Source organism: Moorena sp. SIO3A2 (assembly GCF_010672265.1).
In the GTDB taxonomy this organism is placed as follows: Bacteria; Cyanobacteriota; Cyanobacteriia; order Cyanobacteriales; family Coleofasciculaceae; genus Moorena; species Moorena producens.
Genome location: NZ_JAAHHC010000069.1, coordinates 1 through 18518 on the forward strand (window position 1 = coordinate 1; position 18518 = coordinate 18518).

Annotated in this window: 17 protein-coding genes and 3 pseudogenes; 7 read left to right on the forward strand and 13 right to left on the reverse strand. The window is 44.2% G+C overall.

The genetic code is table 11. From position 1 onward, the window contains the following. From F6K64_RS34720 to F6K64_RS34735, 4 genes are all read left to right on the forward strand, one after another. Positions 1-198 (forward strand): transposase (locus F6K64_RS34720; RefSeq protein WP_287265468.1); only part of this gene is annotated, 198 nt, incomplete at its 5' end. Beyond that, positions 199-369, forward strand: a complete 171-nt coding sequence (locus F6K64_RS34725) for a hypothetical protein (protein ID WP_008184725.1) — start codon at positions 199-201, stop codon at positions 367-369. A 194-nt stretch (positions 370-563) separates the two neighbouring features. After that, a complete protein-coding gene (locus tag F6K64_RS34730; RefSeq protein ID WP_008184723.1) occupies positions 564-1217 on the forward strand; it encodes a CHRD domain-containing protein in 654 nt (217 codons plus the stop codon). Positions 1218-1431: 214 nt separating this feature from the next. After that, the gene (locus F6K64_RS34735) at positions 1432-2778 is read left to right on the forward strand and encodes a helix-hairpin-helix domain-containing protein (RefSeq protein ID WP_008184721.1); all 1347 of its coding nucleotides are present in this window, start codon (positions 1432-1434) and stop codon (positions 2776-2778) included. A gap of 314 nt (positions 2779-3092) precedes the next feature. Here the strand turns inward: F6K64_RS34735 and F6K64_RS34740 are convergent, their stop codons facing one another. From F6K64_RS34740 to F6K64_RS34765, 6 genes are all read right to left on the reverse strand, one after another. After that, entirely contained in the window at positions 3093-4322 is a 1230-nt protein-coding gene (locus F6K64_RS34740; protein WP_008184719.1) for a serine/threonine-protein kinase, read from the reverse strand. Positions 4323-4592: 270 nt separating this feature from the next. After that, positions 4593-4769, reverse strand: coding sequence for a hypothetical protein (locus F6K64_RS34745; RefSeq protein WP_154659801.1), 177 nt, complete (start codon positions 4767-4769; stop codon positions 4593-4595). 19 nt (positions 4770-4788) lie between these two features. After that, a complete protein-coding gene (locus F6K64_RS34750) occupies positions 4789-5118 on the reverse strand; it encodes a DUF3593 domain-containing protein (RefSeq protein WP_008184717.1) in 330 nt (109 codons plus the stop codon). Positions 5119-5196: 78 nt separating this feature from the next. After that, entirely contained in the window at positions 5197-5370 is a 174-nt protein-coding gene (locus tag F6K64_RS34755; protein ID WP_287250994.1) for a hypothetical protein, read from the reverse strand. Next, positions 5315-5605, reverse strand: a complete 291-nt coding sequence (locus tag F6K64_RS34760; protein WP_008184715.1) for a DUF2499 domain-containing protein — start codon at positions 5603-5605, stop codon at positions 5315-5317. Before F6K64_RS34760 ends, F6K64_RS34755 begins: the two co-directional genes overlap by 56 nt. 607 nt (positions 5606-6212) lie before the next feature. After that, the gene (locus F6K64_RS34765; protein ID WP_008184713.1) at positions 6213-7580 is read right to left on the reverse strand and encodes a hypothetical protein; all 1368 of its coding nucleotides are present in this window, start codon (positions 7578-7580) and stop codon (positions 6213-6215) included. A gap of 1134 nt (positions 7581-8714) precedes the next feature. Between F6K64_RS34765 and F6K64_RS34770 the strand changes: the two are divergent. Then, positions 8715-8804: pseudogene (locus F6K64_RS34770) on the forward strand (transposase-like zinc-binding domain-containing protein); the annotation flags it as partial. A gap of 402 nt (positions 8805-9206) precedes the next feature. Further along, a complete protein-coding gene (locus F6K64_RS34775) occupies positions 9207-9368 on the forward strand; it encodes a hypothetical protein (protein WP_267872037.1) in 162 nt (53 codons plus the stop codon). 24 nt (positions 9369-9392) lie between these two features. On the opposite strand, the pseudogene F6K64_RS34780 reads toward F6K64_RS34775, so the two are convergent. From F6K64_RS34780 to sds, 3 genes and pseudogenes are all read right to left on the reverse strand, one after another. After that, positions 9393-9755 (reverse strand): annotated as a pseudogene (locus F6K64_RS34780) (hypothetical protein); the annotation flags it as partial. 429 nt (positions 9756-10184) lie between these two features. Further along, positions 10185-10733 (reverse strand): annotated as a pseudogene (locus F6K64_RS34785) (reverse transcriptase N-terminal domain-containing protein); the annotation flags it as partial. A 1033-nt stretch (positions 10734-11766) separates the two neighbouring features. After that, positions 11767-12738: a solanesyl diphosphate synthase gene (gene sds, locus F6K64_RS34790; protein WP_008184698.1), complete on the reverse strand. Its 972-nt coding sequence runs from the start codon at positions 12736-12738 to the stop codon at positions 11767-11769. Between the two features lie 601 nt (positions 12739-13339). Here sds and F6K64_RS34795 point away from each other — a divergent pair. Continuing rightward, positions 13340-13567: a hypothetical protein gene (locus F6K64_RS34795; protein ID WP_131827124.1), complete on the forward strand. Its 228-nt coding sequence runs from the start codon at positions 13340-13342 to the stop codon at positions 13565-13567. A 464-nt stretch (positions 13568-14031) separates the two neighbouring features. Here the strand turns inward: F6K64_RS34795 and tkt are convergent, their stop codons facing one another. The 4 genes from tkt to acpP form a co-directional block, all read right to left on the reverse strand. Continuing rightward, positions 14032-16038 carry a transketolase gene (gene tkt, locus F6K64_RS34800; RefSeq protein ID WP_008184696.1) on the reverse strand — a complete coding sequence of 669 codons (2007 nt, stop codon included), beginning with the start codon at positions 16036-16038 and terminating at the stop codon, positions 14032-14034. A 27-nt stretch (positions 16039-16065) separates the two neighbouring features. After that, positions 16066-16233 carry a hypothetical protein gene (locus F6K64_RS34805; RefSeq protein WP_193431480.1) on the reverse strand — a complete coding sequence of 56 codons (168 nt, stop codon included), beginning with the start codon at positions 16231-16233 and terminating at the stop codon, positions 16066-16068. Between the two features lie 184 nt (positions 16234-16417). Next, positions 16418-17668 (reverse strand): beta-ketoacyl-ACP synthase II, encoded by a 1251-nt coding sequence (fabF, locus tag F6K64_RS34810; RefSeq protein ID WP_044493297.1) that lies wholly within the window; start codon positions 17666-17668, stop codon positions 16418-16420. A 63-nt stretch (positions 17669-17731) separates the two neighbouring features. Continuing rightward, the gene (gene acpP / locus F6K64_RS34815; RefSeq protein ID WP_131827125.1) at positions 17732-17995 is read right to left on the reverse strand and encodes an acyl carrier protein; all 264 of its coding nucleotides are present in this window, start codon (positions 17993-17995) and stop codon (positions 17732-17734) included. Between the last annotated feature and the right edge of the window lie 523 nt (positions 17996-18518).

The window sequence follows — 18518 nt, forward strand, 5'->3', positions numbered from 1 at the left end:
TATCTTCCCGAGTATAGTCCTGATTATAACTTAATTGAATTGGTTTGGCATTCAGCAAAAGAATATATTGCCAATCGAGTTTTCAAATCAATTGAAGAATTAGAATGTTTGTTAAATCATCTTTTAAATGAAGGAGGGTTAATTATAAAATGGGTACGAAAAATAAAAAACAAAGGCAATGCTGTTATCACAGTTTAAATGCGCAACAGCTTAATTGTGCGGTTATTACCCAAAATGCAACGAGTGGTTGTTGCTCGCTTCCGTAACCGCTCTGATGCAGAGGGTCACTTGCGCAGTCTCCGACAGCTGATGCCTGATGTCAAATTTGTGATTATTTTTGATACTGGGGAGGAATTAGATCAGAAGTAAATAAATAACTGGTTCTTTGTGGACGGTTGACGGTTGTTTGTGGATAGTAAACAGTTAACGGTCAACCGTCAACTCAGCAAGAAAAACGTTATCAAAGTTGACACTTGCTTGACCGCTTTTTTCTCTGATGAAAAAAAACTATAGTTATTAGGTCGGTCAAATCTCCAATTCTCTACACACTAAAGAATAAACTCATGAAACATTTCTTCGCATCTACAACCTTAGTGACAGGATTGGCATTACTGCCATCCTTCGCTATTACACCAGCCAGTGCCTATACCCTGTTTCAAGCAACATTGGACAGTGCTCAGGAAGTCGCTCCTGGAGGAGTTACCCAATCCCCAGCAACTGGCTCTGCTAGCTTAAAACTCAATGATGCTGGTACGGAACTGAGTTACAGTATTAACGTTGTTGGTGTTGACTTTAGCCAGCTAGCGGATGTAGCAAGTCCTGCAAATGCTCTAGATGTTGCTACCTTGCTCCATTTTCACCAAGCTCCCCGTGGGGAAAATGGTCCGGTAGTCTTTGGTATTTTTGGCCCGGATCAGGATAATGATGACCGCACGGTTACCTCTAACTCGGATGGCTCAACTACTATCTCAGGAATTTGGGATCTTGATGATCCTGCCAGTACTTCCTTGAGTGAGATTGCTCCTGGACTGCTGGCTACTGCTCCTGGTGCAGATACGGATCTCTATTTCAATCTTCACTCAGAAAATGACCCAGCAGGGATAATTAGAGGACAAATCATTGCTACCCCTGTCTCCGAACCTTTCTCAGTATTAGGTTTACTAGCGGTGGGAGTCATTGGTGCAGGTTCAGCCATCAAAAAAAAGCTAGTAAGCTAGTACTCTGTACTAGTACTCTGTCAATTTAGTTTTTAGGGTTAGGTGTTAGGGGTTAGGTTAATGGTTAATGGTGCTTGGTTAATGGTTAATGGTATTAGAAATACTGTTAGGTTAATAATGTTAGGTTAATAATGTTAGGTTATAGCATTTAATCCCTAATCCCTAATCCCTAATCAGGAAAAGTAAAAGTCTAGTTACCTCGTCAATTTAATCGATGGTTAAAATCATCAGCCGCAAATCCTTAGGTACTCAACCTGTCTATGATATTGGTGTCAAGGACGACCATAACTTTATTTTGGCAAACGGTATGGTTGCTTCCAATTGCTTCAACAAATCTCACTCCACGGCCTATGGCTATGTAACCTATCAAACTGCCTATCTCAAGGCGAATTACCCAGTTGAATATATGGCAGCGTTGCTGACAGCGAGTAGTAACAGCACGGACAAGATACAGAAATATATTGCTACTTGCTCAACCATGGGGATTGAGATTTTGCCACCAGATATCAATCGTTCTGATTTGGATTTTACCCCAATCTCTAATAGTATATTGTTTGGGTTTTCAGCAATCCGGAATTTGGGACACGGAGCAATTAATTGTATTATCAAGGCTCGGGAGAATGGTGGTGAGTTTAAGGCTTTGGCAGATTTATGCGATCGCGTGGATTTGCGCACCCTTAACCGCCGTGGTTTGGAAGCATTGATTTACTGTGGTGCCTTTGATAGCATTCAGCCCAACCGCCAGCAACTTATCAAAGACCTGGAGCCATTGATTAGTTGGGCGCAAGACCGTGCCAAAGACCGAGAAAGTGGTCAGCTGAACATTTTTGATCTGTTTGGCAACACTAATTCTGAGCCAGATCAGAACAATAATGCTTGGGAATCTGCTCCAAGCGCTCCAGCAGTGTCTGATTTTTCACGCCAAGAAAAATTAAATTGGGAAAAAGAATTGCTTGGTTTTTATGTGTCTGACCATCCTTTAAAATCAGCCCGTCCAGTAGCTCAAGTTCTTTCTCCTGTCAGTTTGGCGGAGTTAGCAGAGCAAAAGAAGGGGACAACTTTGAGTGCTATTGTAATGCTCACCGAAGTTAAGCCTCACCTCACCAAAAAAAATAATGAACGCATGGCCTTTGTGCAGATGGAAGATCTGACCGGTCAAGCTGAAGGAGTTGTATTCCCGAAAACTTACGAAAAAATTAGTTCATTACTGCAAGCCGATTCCCGTTTAATTATTTGGGCGAAGGTGGATGAGCGAGATGAGAAAATTCAACTGATTATTGAAGATGCTGAGCTAATTGAAAGTTTACGAACAGTAGTAGTAGAACTTACCCCTCAGGAAGTTACGACAAACAACCTTAACCAATTAAAATCGATTCTGCAAAAACATTCCGGTAAAAAACATCAGGCAAAATTCCCCGTACTAGCAACTATTGCTGCACCCCAGCAGTATCAATTTGTCCGTTTTGATTCTAAATACTGGGTCCAAGATCACCAAGTAACCGTTAATGCTCTCAAAGCTAGCGGATTTGATGCCCGTACTGCTCCAGTAATCAGGAGTTGAATAAGGAGTTTAGTCTTTGCTCTTCTATTCTCAGCAATTTACTAAAACTATAGCATTTACAAATAGTTCATGAACAATCTGGCGTTGGTTAATAATAGAATGATTTTAAGAGTGAGGTGGAATAGGCATCTTGCCTGTTCGGCGATATTGTGGGGCTGGCAGGATGCCCACTCTACTCCTATTTATTCAAAGATTCAGCAACGCCAACAATCTTGCTGATTTCTAATAACATCAAAAACTCTTCGGAGCTCTTTTTTACTATGCCCTATGCCCTGTTCCCTGCTCCCTACTCCCTACTCCCTTCTTTATCAATCTTAACCAGGATTTTGCTGAGGATTAGAAGAGTCAAGAAATTCAGATTGAATCTCCTCCAATTCCCGATCAAGTTTAGTTTTAGTTTTCGGTAAACTACTAGAACCAGCCACCTGAGAACCAAGGGTTTGATGGGTTGATTTAGTTGTCGGATTACCCATAATTTCAGACTTTAATTCTTCTAATTCTTGAGCAATCCTTTTATTCAATCCCCCGACTGCAGGCTTTGATGGTACAGTAGATTTGACTGGTGTAACTGGTTTTCGTTGCCTTAGAGGTGTAACTGGTTTTTGTTGCCTTAGAGCTGTTGGGGGAGTTGTCTGAAGATGCAAATCTTTACTTACCTCAGTCGCTGATTGATAACGTCGGTTAATAGCCCCCGCTATCATCTTGTCGATGATGCGACCAAGCTGATCACTAATAGGATGACTCAAAAAGTTCCGCCATATCCAGACACCCTCCCTGACATCAAATAAATCACAGGGGTGCCTATCGGTCAATAAATGAATACAAGTGATACCAAGACTATAGATGTCACTGGCAAAAACTGCTCTACCAATACTTTGCTCTGGTGATACATAACCAAATGAGCCAATCGCTGTCCCAGTTTTGCCTAGACTAGTGCCAGTAGCAGCTTTCGATGCTCCAAAATCAACCAGAACCAGTTGACCAGCGACCTGAGTTGCTCCCCCCACAACAGAAGACCTTGAACCCCTGCGGCGAATAATGTTTTCTGGCTTGATGTCCCGATGGATGACATGATGTTGATGAACAAATTGCAGCAATGGCAGCAAATCATCCAGTAGCGCCCGAATTTGTGCTTCATTAAATCCACCCCGACTTGCCAGTTCTTGGACTAAGTTTTGTCCATCGATAAACTCTTGGACTAAATACTGTTGGCTATCTTGACAAAAATACGCCAGCAGTTCCGGAATTTGAGGATGTTTGCCCAACTCATCCAGCCGTACCGCTTCGAGGGTGAATAACTCAGCGGCCTTTTGAACCGTATTGGTTCCCTGGGCTTGGGGAAAAAACTGCTTGATCACGCAGGGAGGCTTAGAAGGTTTATCTTCATCCACAGCCAAGAAGGTTTTACCAAATCCACCCTGACCTATAGGTTTAATCCCTCGGTATCGCTCTTTGAGCAGTAACTTCGAGCCACAGGCAATGCAAAATTTAGTTCCTTCTCGATTTTTGGGATTGGGGCAAGTGGGATTGAGACAGTAGCTCATTATACTGGTCAGCAGTCGGGCTTTTATCTATAATTATATATTGCCCTATCTACGAACAGATAAACAATGATGTGATCAGGACTGATGGTGACAGTAGGGAATTTTTTGAGATTATGTAGCTTATCTGCCTATCCCCTCATTATCTAATACCAAATCCTGTTCCCATACCCCCCTTATCCAAACAGCTATAGATTCCTCGAATAAAAGGATTTGGTCGATTTTTTATAAAGGGGGTGTGGCAAGCGGATTTGGTATAATTACCTGATTACTTCAAACCCTTATAGCAATCCGTGTAGGAATTGTGATAATTTTTAATGCCATATTCCCGTCTTGATGCAGTCGCTCATGGGGGAAACCACGGCAGTTGCTCATGGGGGGAACCCCCTTTGGCCTCACTGCCTCCCCAAGACCGTAATGGTGCGTTTGACCCGTAATTAAATTCGCCACGGGTCGCACCTCTGCATCGCTACTCCCTGTTTCCTGTTCCCTGTTCCCTGTTCCCTGTTCCCTTTGCGATATGTTCCATAATTGCTTGTCGGAAGCCCAGTACTACTAAAGTATTGGAAAGGGTTAAAAAAAACTCAGCACTGCCATGTAGCCAATCCACATCAGCTAATGCTTCCTGATAAGCTACCTTGGAATAAATCCCAGCTGGGATGGTAACAAAAACAAACACCAAGAGGACGTAAAATCCGATTAGCGCTAAACGGGGTGTTTGTCCAGAACGAGTGAGAAACCACAAGAATCCTAGGTAAGGAAATAGGGAAATGGCAAATAATGTCTCTTTAGAAATCATCTGAAGATCAGCAAAAACGGTTGTCAAAATGATTCGTAAAACGTCAGCCGTCAGCTGTCAGCCGTCAGCTGTCAGCCGTCAGCCGTCAGCCGTCAGCTGATAGCTGATAGCTGATAGCTGATAGCTGATAGCTGATAGCTGATAGCTGATAGCTGATAGCTTACCGTACAACTTATCCCTGGCATTGGTAGCAACCTTAGGCTGAACGCCAAATCCACCAAGCTGCTCCACAAAGGGTACAGTTACCGACAACTGTCATCGCTGCTTGGAGTGTAACCATCCACTCCAGGGATTGTTGGTTGTCAAAAAAGTGCCAGGTGATAGCACACATAGCACTGACCAATGCTGGTAACATGGCAAAAGACAATGCCCACCAAGCACGATTACCAGTAATTTCACCATAGGTCCAGATTAGCCAAATTGCAGCGATCCACTCGATAACACTGGAAATGTGAATAATCCAAGTTGGAATTGATAGAGCATGCATAAGAAAAAACGTCAGAAAAAACCTAATAGTAGAGGCTAAACTACATTTCCCTTGCTATTAAGTCTACCGTACTCACAAATCAGTACCCGTTAACGAGAAACGGGTACCCATTAATGAGAAACAGTACCCGTTAATGAGAAATGGGTACTGTTTTGTTACAAACCAGTACTAGTTAACGAGAAACGAGTACCCGTTAAGGAAAAATGGGTACCCGTTTGTTATACAACAGTACTGGTTAACCAGAAACAGGTACCCGTTTATTACACAACAGTACTAGTTTGTTACACAACAGTACTGCTTAATGATAAACGGGTACCCGTTTGTTACACAACAGTACTGGTTAACCAGAAACTAGTACTAGTTTTTGCTTAACAGGTACCCAGTTTTCATACAATAGTACTCTGAACTAGGAAATACCATTGCAATTGCCCTACTACCCTAGGCGAAGTCACAAATATAGCTAAGGTAAGCTATATTTGTGAGGTTGATCAGGATAAAGTAGACCATAACTTTCTAGTTATGAAGACAAATTGGCCTGGTGTAGTACTGTTTAATGAGAAAATAATTATATATGAGCCTTCAGCTGTGAGCTATTAGCTGACATACTTTAATTAAGAGCTGCTATCTCTAGCTTAGATAATAGTTCTTTCTCAACGTATTCCAGGTGATGTAAATCCTCAGCTACAATTAGTATAGTGACATCCCCTTGAGTTCGTAAGGTGTCAAATTCATAAGGAAAGACAAAATTCGGATTACCATTACCCTGGTAAATTAAGGAACCAATCTTTTCCCGGAGGGTGCTAAAACTACAGGGTTCGATTTCAAGTCTCAACACCTTCCAGCATCCATCGTAGTCACTAGAACCAAACAAATTGTCAAGAATAAAAAACGCAAAGGACGATCCGTTCAATCGGGCGTTATTTTCGATGGGAAATATTCCTTGATCTGTGACAATATAATCGATGCCTAAGATGCCAAGATAGCCATCATCCCGCATCTGCTGGGCGATTTTGAAGGAGTAATCGCGAATTAACCCTTCTATCCGTCTTGAATAGGGTTTTCCTTTCACGTTACCGATATGTTTTAACCCACTAAATAGCTGGCATGTCACTCCCAGATGAGCAATTTCTCCATTGCTGCCAATCATCCACTGGTCATTGGGGGATGTAATGACTTTAAGGAATGGCTCAATTAAAAAACAACTCTCTCCCGATGCCAGCATTTTTGGCATCTCAGTGTCGAGGTTACTGCTGTTAACTTTATAAAGTGATGAGCCTACAGACCCTTGTGCGCCCCGGATCAGTAACGTCTCATAATCCTTAAGCCAACCTAAGATTTCCTGTCGCAGTTTTGTCTCAAAATCCTCAGAGTCTGATGATTTACTCAGGATAGTTCCTGGTACTGTGGGAATACCAAGAGACTGACACAGGTCCTTAAAGGTGGACTTGTCAAAATACTTTAAGGTAATAGACTGATCACAGCCAAAAAAAACGGCATCAATGGTTGACGCCGCCTGTTTATCTAGATCTGCCGAATAATAAGGAACAAACACCAAGGGTTTTCCAATCGATGCAAGAAATGCTCTTACTTCATCCGCTTTTTGCATTATCAGCTCTGAGAGCAGTGCTGGTTCATTTTCACGGTTGAAGGCAAAGACTTTCTGGGGTCCTAAGCCAAGATTTTTCAGCCAGTCGTAGTACTCTGCATCCAGATTTCCAGGAATCATCACGACATCGTCTGAACCAGCTACAGCTAGGGCTCGTGACGCCCAAGGTTGGAGTGTATTCTTGCCCTGAAAGTGAGGTTGGCTTCGGATATCGAAGGCAAACACCCTGACTTGATCGGAATTTGAGGAAATCAAGTCCAGAATAGAGCTTGATTTTGCGATCGCATTTGAGTTTACCCTTGAGTTCAATTCATCCTCTTGATGGGCGTGATTACCAATTAACCTTTTGCTCCCAAAAGCACCATCCATCTGCTTACTCCATACAGACCAAACTACGACTTATTACAAATCACAAAAGAGCGACATTAAAAATTAACCTATCTCCGTCTAGGAGTAGGACAAAGCTTGCCCGCTGCTACCCTCATGCTTAACTGTTAGCAGTTAACCATAATAACTGCTCCCGAGTCAAGACCCTATCCCATAAGTGTTAGTCATAGGATATCCTAAATACACCCTGTTGTGATGAGGGGTTATCGACACAAAATTAGCGGTAATTGCCAAGTACGCTTAAGCGCTCCTACAGGCTATTCGATCGTAATCCTATAACTTGAACTGCTATAACAATGAAATTTCGACTGATTTTTTTAACATTTTCTGATCATAATTAGGTGTTAAGTGTTTGGTGTTTGGTGTTTGGTTTTAGAACGGGAACAGATACAAGCAAGAACCTGATGGGCTGGTTGACTGACAAAACTAATCAACCACGTACTCGTACGTTTGTATTTTGAATTCCAGTCGATACCGTCGTTTATCATGTTGTGTTCGTGAAGCCATCACTGGGTCAGGATCATGATTACTCAGGTGCGACCCGTGGCGAATTTAATTCGCCAAGGTCAAGGGCACCTATGTAAAACGAACCCGACGAATCAGTCTCCAGCCATTTTCGCTCGGAGGCTTTGACCCACTCCAAACCCTACCGAAAATAGCTGTTTCCTCCTGGGCCAGTGTGTGTCTACCCATCGACGAAAACCGGTTTCAACGACCTCAACCCCAAGGGGCTGTGACATATAACGTAGCAACTGCCAGGATGAACCTAAGCCCTTGATCAAGCAGGAACTGAGCGAATTTGGGATTTTTGCACATTCGCTCCCATTGGACTGGTCATCCCAGAAATTGGCGTTGCTGAATTAAGGAATGAATGCGCGATTATCTGATTTTATGAAAGCCCCCTAAATCCCCCAAGCGAGCAATCCCTCGCTTGGGGGACTTTAAGAGTTTTGTTCCCCCCAAGCGAGCAATCCCTCGCTTGGGGGGCTAGGGGGGCGGAACCATACCCATAATCAGCAACGCCCAGAAATTTTCCTCGATATCAAACCGCAATCCATATTCTTGAAAGGATTTCGGCGTTGCTGAATCAAAAAATGGTATTCTAAAAAGAAAACCATGGAATGCCCTAAATATCATAGCCATAAAACTCATAAATATGGTCATCAAAGAGGAAAACAAAGATATAAATGCAACGAATGTGGGCGACAATTTATAGAGGTTAAAACTGAGCGTGGTTACGATGAAAAAACTAAATTGCTTTGCCTAAAAATGTATCTAAGCGATGCAGCGCGGTCTTGGGGAGGCAGAGGTGCGACCCGTGGCGAATTTAATTACGGGTCAAACGCACCATTACGGTCTTGGGGGTTCCCCCCACTCGCTATTGCCGTGGTTTCCCCCGGAGACGAAACCTTAGACAGGGGAGCCTTTATGGTTGGTAGGCTATGCAGATGCATGGTTAAAACTTGAGGCGCGACCCCGTAATTTAATTCTTCACGCGGAAAGCGCGCCTCCATTGATTAAGGCAAGCCTGTCTTACGGTAACTTCAAGGCCTGCCGACGCTTGGCCGTAGGCCACGCCAAAGGCGAACGCGAACAAACCATGAGCGACTGCATCAAGACATAGAAAATGAAAATACCAGATTGAGACATTATTTAGCCAGACTACATCAGCGAACTCTTTGCTATTCTAAATCATCACCAATGTTGGAGTTATCAATTAGACTTCTTATTTATTATTTAAAATATCAAAAAATCCCCCTTTATAGTTAAACCATTTCGTTATTCAGCAACGCCTTTCCTTTTTCGGACACCAGACTGCCATTCACGGTATCTGGTAACATAACTGCTAACCTGCCCAGCTGCAAATGCGATTGCTGCTCGACGGTAATAGCTAGGAAATTTATGAAAAGCCTTATTGAACTGAGGATATTTTACATTAGGTCGCTTGGCTGTTTTATGCATCAACTTTTCGACAGCAGGAGTTAACTGATCTGCTGTTAACTCGCCAAGTTCAGACCAATGAGTATAAATAATACCAACTAAGTACCTACAAGCCTGACGATAAACTTTGACCGTCTCCCCGAATAACACTTTCTGTTCGGGGGACGGATTAAGTTTCCATTTGTCAGTTCGTATGACTTTTGCTGGCGCTTTCACTGGTCTAATAAAATATCCTTAGTTAATTTTTAGTCTACAAAAGATTAGACGACAAGAGATTAATGAATGTTCCAGGTTTTTAGTAATTGTTGTTGGCGTGGACTAACCACGGAGACGAAACCTTAGAGGTTGTCTGAGAAGTCTCATTTGCTACATCCAAGCCCCCGTTGGTCCCCCAATTCTGGGGGACTTTTAGAAGCAAATTGACTCTTGTTCCCCCCAAAGTTGGGGGGTCAGGGGGGCAAAATTCAGTATCAAAAAACTTGGGAGATATCCTCTTAGATAGGGTCGCCTTTATAGTCAGCAGGCTATGCAGAAAAGGTTTAAATCTTTTTTAATAAGGCGACCCTATCTTACGGTAACTTCAAAACCTGAGCGTTCGCGTAGCGTGGCCTGCGGCCAGGTGGGGGAATGCGTCTCACGGTCTTGTTCAAATTTTGCTTCCCATTCAGGTTCAAGAGCCTGAATGGCCGCGTGCCTGTAGAGCACGGTCATATATGGTTGGGATACCTAATGGGCGTTTTTCCGTCCGTCCGGGTTTGGGAATCCATACTCTTCTGGTGGGTTGTGCCTTTGTGGAGACTTTAATTTTGGCTACTAAGGCGAGACGCTGCTTATTGGTTAAAGTTTTAATCCCGTCTATTCCGGCAGTCTTTTTACCTTTGTTCTCCTGGGTAACTCGCCTGACCGCAATCATTTTGGCTGTCCTTGAAGTTACCGTAAGAGAGGGTCGCCATTGAGCGCGACAGGTTATAGGTAATAGTTTTAAGTTATATGAATTAAGGCGACCCTCTCTAAGGTTTCGTCCCAGGATTTCATCAGAGTCTTTTGCAGCTTTCTAACCACGCGGACATCACCACGTTGTGAGGCTCGGTATATTCGTTTTTGTAACTTAAATAAAGTCTTTTCTAGCTTTCGCCAGTTAACCTTATTCCATTCCGACTTTGGGGAAAAACCCCGAGTATTGGGCATTTTCATTACTACTTACAACTACACCATTTCCTATAACGTGAGTCCGTCAGCATATCCTAGATATTACTCTAAGCATTGGCAACTGAGCTCAATCTCGCCCCCACATGACTTGCGGCTAACTACCTACTCAGAATATTCGACCTTCCTGAGAGTACATGTGAGGGTTAATTCGTTCCTGATAACCATTCTGCGGACTTTTAGGGCGATACTATTCACCGGGAATATTGTGGTAAATCGTTATAGAGGGAAAAATCTATAATCTTTATTCCATTGACGTTTTGTCGGTAGCGTATCAGCCTTATTTCGCTACGTGTTTGTAACGATGATTTAAACGTATCTTCCTATTCGTACCCATGAGTCCCTTGCCTGTTACTAACACCATTTTTTGGCTTGCAGTGCTTCACTGTTCGACCCTTGCATTAATCCATAGGTGTGTTACTTCCTATGAATCAGGGTAGGGCTGTCACTCGGATTTCGCGAGGGTTTGAAGTTACCGTAAGAATAGGGTCGCCGAAATGCGCGACAGTCTGTGAGTTATGAGTTTAAGTTATATGAAATAAGGCCGGAGATGAAACCTTAGAATTTTGAAGCCTTTATAGGCGACAGGCTATGGGTAAAAGGGATAAAACTCATGGAATAAGGCTTCAAAATTCTTACGGTAACTTCAAACCACTATTCTAAGGTTTCGCCTCCGGATGGATTTTCACCATCATGGTTATCAAGTTGTCATGGTTCAGTTTCCTGACCTAGCGACTATTCCCCCAAATCCTTGTGGGATAAGGTTTATAGCCAACGAATCGCACTTTCCCCTCAAACTCCCCAATTCGATAAATCAGGTTGATCTGGAGTAATGCACTAAAACTGCGTACCTACACAGCATCAGTATTTTCAGCATTAGTATTTTAAGGCTTTGGTAATCAGGAAAAAGATAATTGGTAATTGTCATTACTCCTGAGCCATTACCGATTATCCATTACCGATTACCCATGCCAAACCATGCTTAGAGTACAATCTCCAATGTTCTAGTATACCCAAGGTTCTAGTATAAGCGACTCAAGACATAGTCGCTCAGATCAATCAGAGCTTGTTTGGATTCTGAGGGTTTCAACACTGATATATTTTTAACTGCTGCCTGAGCATATTTGGCAGCCATTTCCCGCGATCGCTGAATTCCTTTACTATCCCTGACCAGTGCCAAGGCTTGTTCTTTATCCTCCGGCTGGGCAAACTCTCGCTCTATGAGCACCTCTAGGTAGGGTTTTTCTTCGAGGGCAAATAAAACTGGTGCTGTGAGGTTTCCACTTACTAAATCTGACCCTGCGGGCTTACCTAACACATCTGTGGAAGCTGTAAAGTCTAGAATATCATCTACAATCTGAAACGCCAACCCCAAATTACGTCCATAGTGATATAAATTTTCGGCTACCTGATCTGAAACACCACTTAGGCATCCCGCTGCTTTAGCACTATTAGCCATCAGTGAAGCTGTCTTGTTATAAGTCTTTGCCAAGTAGCCTTCTATAGTTGTCGTGGTGTCAAATCGACTCAGTCCTTGTTGGATTTCTCCCTCTGCCATATCTTTAATCACTTCAGAGAGCAGCTTAACTACCTCTAAGTTATCCAGATTAGCCAGATACCAAGCCGATTGACCAAACAGAAAGTCACCAGCTAGCACAGCGATTCGGTTATTGAACAAGCTATTAACAGTGGGCACCGTCCGGCGTACATCTGACTCGTCTATCACGTCATCATGCACCAGAGAAGCCGTGTGAATCATCTCAGTAATTTCTGCTAGACGGCGATGACGTGGAGTAATCTTGGAGTTGGTTATCGTTGCCCGTGAGACCAACAATACAATGGCTGGTCGTAACCGCTTTCCCCCAGCTCCGAATAAGTGTTCAGCTGCAGCGTATAAGATTGGGTGACTGGCACCAATCAGGTTTTTTAAGTTTTCACTCAATAGATACAGATCTGCTTCTACCGAAGCAAAAAGGGAGGTCACTGAGGTCATGTGATCAGCCGACTCAGAAGTTAGTTACGAAAGTTTACATATTTCTTTCTTAATTCTAAGCTAACCGTCCCCGATAGGAAAATTTTGTTGAGTTTATGGCATAACTGGAAGGAAATTTGAGGAATTGTATAGACTTGTTAAGTCTGTACCGATCTCGGTATGGCTACCCAGGATTTTTGTGCTATCCTGATAATTGAGGGTTTTAAAGATTTAACATACTGAATTCCAAACAAACGTGGTAAGGGGAGAGTTAAATTCGGTGATCCCACCATAGCCAAGAAGTAGGCTTAGGCAAGACAAGCCTCTCTATCCCATCTATGTCTCAGGATCTCTACTGATATCTCTCAGTATCTCTACTGAGTCAACTTGTTGTAAACCAGACATAACCACCAAAAGTTGCCTAATCGGGAGCCTGAGTTGAGATGATTCTCACCTTAAGATCAGGAGTTAGCTAGGCGAGGGTGGTTACGGTCAACTGCAGTAAACACCTGTATCCCATACCTGATTATCCGCAACCAGATCCTAGAACTATATGGTTTTAGGATGGCTTTGCCGCAGATTTCTATAGAACGTTGCATCTATCTGTCTCTTGTTCACTCTTATGTTATACATTGATATGTCGTTAATGATCCCCCTGCTAGCTACTGGCTACTTAATCACCATCTATGTGCTGTTAACACTAGCCCAGCGTGTTCAACGTTCTCCAAGGTACTTTGCTAATCCCATTAAAAACGCCTTGGCTACTCGTGTGCCAACTGAGTCGGCATCCCAGGTCAACCAGGTTAAGGGATGGTCTCAAAGGTCTCAAAGTGAATCTCCTCCAGCATAACCCATGGCCTATTCATCTGCTTGGGTAGGAAGAGTCTTGAAACCTGGCGCAATGAGTACCAGATTGTCTAAATAGATTTTGAGTTTTCCCAAAAACAGATAGACGCAAATAGTTCTGACCACTGTCTGTGTTGATCTGTTTGGCTATGAGATTTTGACAGGTCATGGTCTACTGGCTCATGATCAAGTATATCCAAGTATATCTTAGCGATACTCCAATATACAAGGTTGCCGTGATCAGGACTGACGTTGCCAAAAGGGTGAAGTCAGGCTTTACCCCTTTTGGCTAATGGCCTAAGGGGTAACGGAAAACCAAACAGCCCTGGTGGTGGTCGAGGTAAGGGAGAGTTTCTCCTCTCCCTTGTTCCCTCTGGCACTAGAACAAGGATTAGTCTTGCCTTGCCATGACCAGGGAAATGTTGCCCCTAGCTGAGTTAGGTAGAATTAGGGATTATATTGGGTTAATTATCCCAACAATGCTTTGGCTTTAGCGACTACATTTTCAACCGTGTAACCAAACTTCGCCATAGCGACGCCACCGGGAGCAGAAACACCAAAGCGATCAATGCTAATCATATCACCCTCGGTACCCAAGTAACGGCACCAACCAAAGCTGACACCAGCTTCGACCCCGAGGCGCTTAGTCACTGCTTTGGGCAAGACGGATTCCCGATAGGCTTCATCCTGGGCTTCAAAAAGTTCCCAGCTTGGCATGGAGACAACACGGACTTTCTTACCTTCCTCTCGCAACTTCTCAGCCCCTTGGACACACAGTGACACTTCGCTACCAGTACCAATCAGGATAATGTCAGGAGTGCCATCGCTGTCCGAGAGGACGTAAGCCCCTTTGGTCGCGGCTTCAATGGAACTACCAGCTAGGTTAGGTAGACCTTGTCGGGTAAAGGCGATGAGAGTTGGAGCATTACGACGCTCAATAGCTACCTTATAAGCCCCAGAGGTTTCGTTGCCATCAGCAGGTCGAAGGACTACCAGATTTGGTATAGTCCTTAGGGAAGCAATGGTTTCCACAGGTTGGTGTGTCGGACCATCTTCACCTAAGGCTACCGAGTCGTGGGTCATTACCCAAATTACACCAGCTTCTGATAGAGCCGACAGGCGAATTGCTGCCCGCATATAGTCGGTGAAAATGAGGAAGGTGGCTCCATAGGGAATCAAACCAGAGTTGTGAAGGGCAATGCCATTGCAAATCGCCCCCATCCCATGTTCCCGGACGCCAAAGCGCAGGTTCCGGTTTTCATATTGCCCTTTCTGGAAATCCCCAGATATGTTCAATAAAGTGAGATTGGAGGGAGCAAGGTCAGCGGAACCACCAATCAATTGAGGCAGTACGGGAGCGAGTGCATTGAGAGTGGCTTGAGAATGTTTACGGGTTGCTACTCCCTTGTCTTCCGGCGTGTAGGTGGGCAGGGCTTTTTCCCATCCTTCCGGGAGTTGGCCACTGGTAATTTGCTCAAATTCTGCTGCTTGTTCAGGATACTTTGTTTTGTAATCAGCTAGGGTTTGATTCCAGGCAGCTTCCGCTTCCGTACCCCGTTCCACAGCTTTCCGTAAATGGTTGAGAGCATCATCTGGAACTACAAAGGGTTCATATTCCCATCCCAGGTGTTGGCGAGTGGCCTCCACTTCATCCCCACCTAAAGCTGCACCATGGACAGCATGTGAATTGGCTTTGTTAGGAGAACCATAGCCAATGGTGGTGGTTACCTTAATCAAAGACGGCTTATCTGTTACGGCTTTGGCTGCTGCTATGGCATCATTGATAGCTTCGAGATCAGTGTTACCACTTTCTACATGTTGGACGTGCCAGCCATACGCTTCAAAGCGCTTACCCACATCTTCAGTAAAGGCTAAGTCCGTAGAGCCGTCGATGGAAATATGGTTGTCATCGTAGAGAGCGATGAGTTTACCAAGTCCTAGGTGACCCGCTAAAGAACAGGCTTCACCAGACACCCCTTCCATGTTGCAACCATCACCAAGGATGACGTAGGTGTAATGATCGACAATGGTAGCATCCGGTTTGTTGAACCTAGCAGCTAAGTGAGCTTCTGCCATTGCCAAACCCACACCATTGGCAATTCCCTGTCCCAATGGACCAGTAGTTACTTCAACCCCATCGGTTTCAAAGTTTTCTGGGTGTCCAGGTGTAACCGATTCCCACTGGCGGAACTGCTGAAGATCGTCTATGGTTACACCATCATAGCCAGTTAGGTAAAGTAAGGCGTATTGCAACATACAGCCATGACCAGCCGACAAGACGAAGCGATCGCGGTTGAACCAATTGGGATTTTTGGGGTTATACCGCATAAAACGGTCCCAAAGCACGAATGCCATAGGAGCCGCCCCCATGGGCAGCCCAGGATGACCAGACTTGGCCTTTTCTACAGCATCAATCGCCAAGAAGCGGATGGAATTGATGCAAAGTTCTTCGAGAGACTGGGTTGCAACGGCCATAATTTCTGTTTAATGGATATGTGTGTACTATGGTCTAACAATAATTTGTCTGAGTTCAAACAAGGGTGGCTCTCGGTTGACCCAAAGGTACTTTCTCATAATCCCATTACCGGGATCAATCAGCAAGAGATAGGGATTGGCTAAGCATGAAGGATGTTCGCCTGATAGCGTCTCTGGTAGTGTAAGATGAAGCATCAAGGATGAAAACAATCCATAAAGCGTGGGAATATGGGTTACTCAGTAAGTATCATTAACTAGTAGTTGTAACTACTAGTTTTTTCCTTGAGCTACCTTCACCCAATGCCTACCATAATATAAAGGCTACCCTTTTGGTTCTCCTACGGAGTAAGCCGTTAACCATTCAAACTTTATTCCCACTTTACCGGTATTTTTTGAAGGCTAGGGTTACATTATGACCGCCGAACCCAAAGGAATTGGATAGCACTACTTCTACCATCTGCTGGCGACTATAATTGGGTACGTAATCCAAATCGCATTCAGGGTCTGGGTTGTTCAAATTTATCGTTGGTGGAATCTGGTCATGGGCAATTGCCATCACTGAAGCCACTGCTTCAATGCCACCAGACCCTCCCAACAAATGACCTGTCATGGATTTGGTGGAGCTAATTGCTACTTTATAGGCATGGTCTCCTAAAGCTTTTTTAATCGCTGCTGTTTCAGTTTTATCATTGGCAACTGTACTAGTCCCGTGGGCATTGATGTAGCTAACCTGTTCGGCCGTCAAACCAGCATCCTTCATCGTCAGTGCTATAGCCCTGGCTGCTCCTTCGCCACCTGGTACAGGGGATGTCATGTGATGGGCATCACAGGTCATGCCATAGCCGACGATTTCGGCATAAATTTTTGCCCCACGACTGAGGGCGTGTTCTAGTTCCTCTAGGATCACAATCCCAGAACCTTCTCCCATCACGAAGCCATTGCGAGCGATATCAAAAGGACAGCAAGCTGACTCAGGAGTATCGTTACGAGTAGATAAAGCTCGTGCTGATGCAAAACCAGCCATTGCTAGGGGAGTCACCGCCGCTTCAGCACCGCCACAAATCATGGCTTGGGCATAGCCTCGCTGGATTAAGCGAAACGCATCACCTACGGCATTAGACCCTGCGGCACAAGCAGTAACTGGGCAACTATTGGGTCCCTTGGCTCCCGTATGAATTCCTGTCTGACCAGCTGCCATGTTAGCAATCATCATCGGGATCATAAACGGACTACAGCGGTCAGGTCCACGTTTAATAAGAACTGTTTGCTGGTCTTCCAGTACCTTCAGACCACCGATGCCAGTGCCAATCATTACACCGACCTGTTCTGCGTTCAGGTCATTGATCTCAAACTGGGCATCAGCTAATGCTTGCTTACTGGCAGAAACCGCAAATTGAGCAAAGCGGTCCATACGCTTTGCTTCCTTACCCTTCATGTAGTCATGGGGATCAAAGCCCTTAACCTCGCCAGCAATACGACAAGCGTGCTTGGAGGCATCAAATAAGGAAATTAAACCAATACCATTGCGTCCGTTTAACAACCCTTCCCAGTACTCAGCCACAGTGTTGCCTATCGGCGTAATTGCACCGAGACCTGTAACAACGACCCGTTTTTTCTCAAAGTTTGTCATCATGCCATTAAAACTAGGCTTATCGACCGTGAACGCAGAACTTGCGGTAATGAATCAGGCTGATCAAGCTGGAGTTTCTGCTCCTGCTCCTACTTTTTCTGTAATGTAATCCACAGCCTTTTGAACAGTGTCGATCTTTTCCGCCGCTTCATCAGGGATTTCGATATCGAAAGCTTCTTCTAACGCCATTACCAGTTCAACTGTGTCTAGGGAGTCAGCGTTCAGATCATTGGCAAAGCTGGATTCTGGCTTAACCTGGTCCGCCTCAACGTCCAACTGTTCTGAAACGATGCCTTGAACTTTAGTGAAAATTTCGCTCATATAAATATTCCTCAGCCTTTTTAGCTAGAACCTCTCAAGCAGTACTTACTGATTTTAGGGGTTTTATGATCTTATCCGAAAGAGGTCTCATCTTGTAGGTAGATAAGAAGATATACGACCATTACCCTGAGCAATTCCTTGGATAATTCAAAACGCCGCTGCCTTCTTGCCACCTGAGGATATTCAAGACTACGTCAATGAGATCAAGCAGTACTTTGGTCAAACTTACCACAGCCGAGCCCCACATAAATCTCCTTCCCACGTTACCTGGCAACCTCCCTTTGAATAGACTATGGATATCTTGTCGATCTTAAGACAGCATCTGAAAGCCAATGTTTGAGACCCTGATCCCACTTTCGTTAATCCTTAAAGGCTTTGGTGCCTTTGTTACCAGTGTTATCTATCTATATTAGTGTCCTCAAGACCCTAACACTGCTTAGTTTGCACAACGTTTTGATGGTAACCTAAGAGACATCCTCGGGAATTGTACACCAAACCTCGCCAAACCGCTCCTTTTCCGCGCAGATGA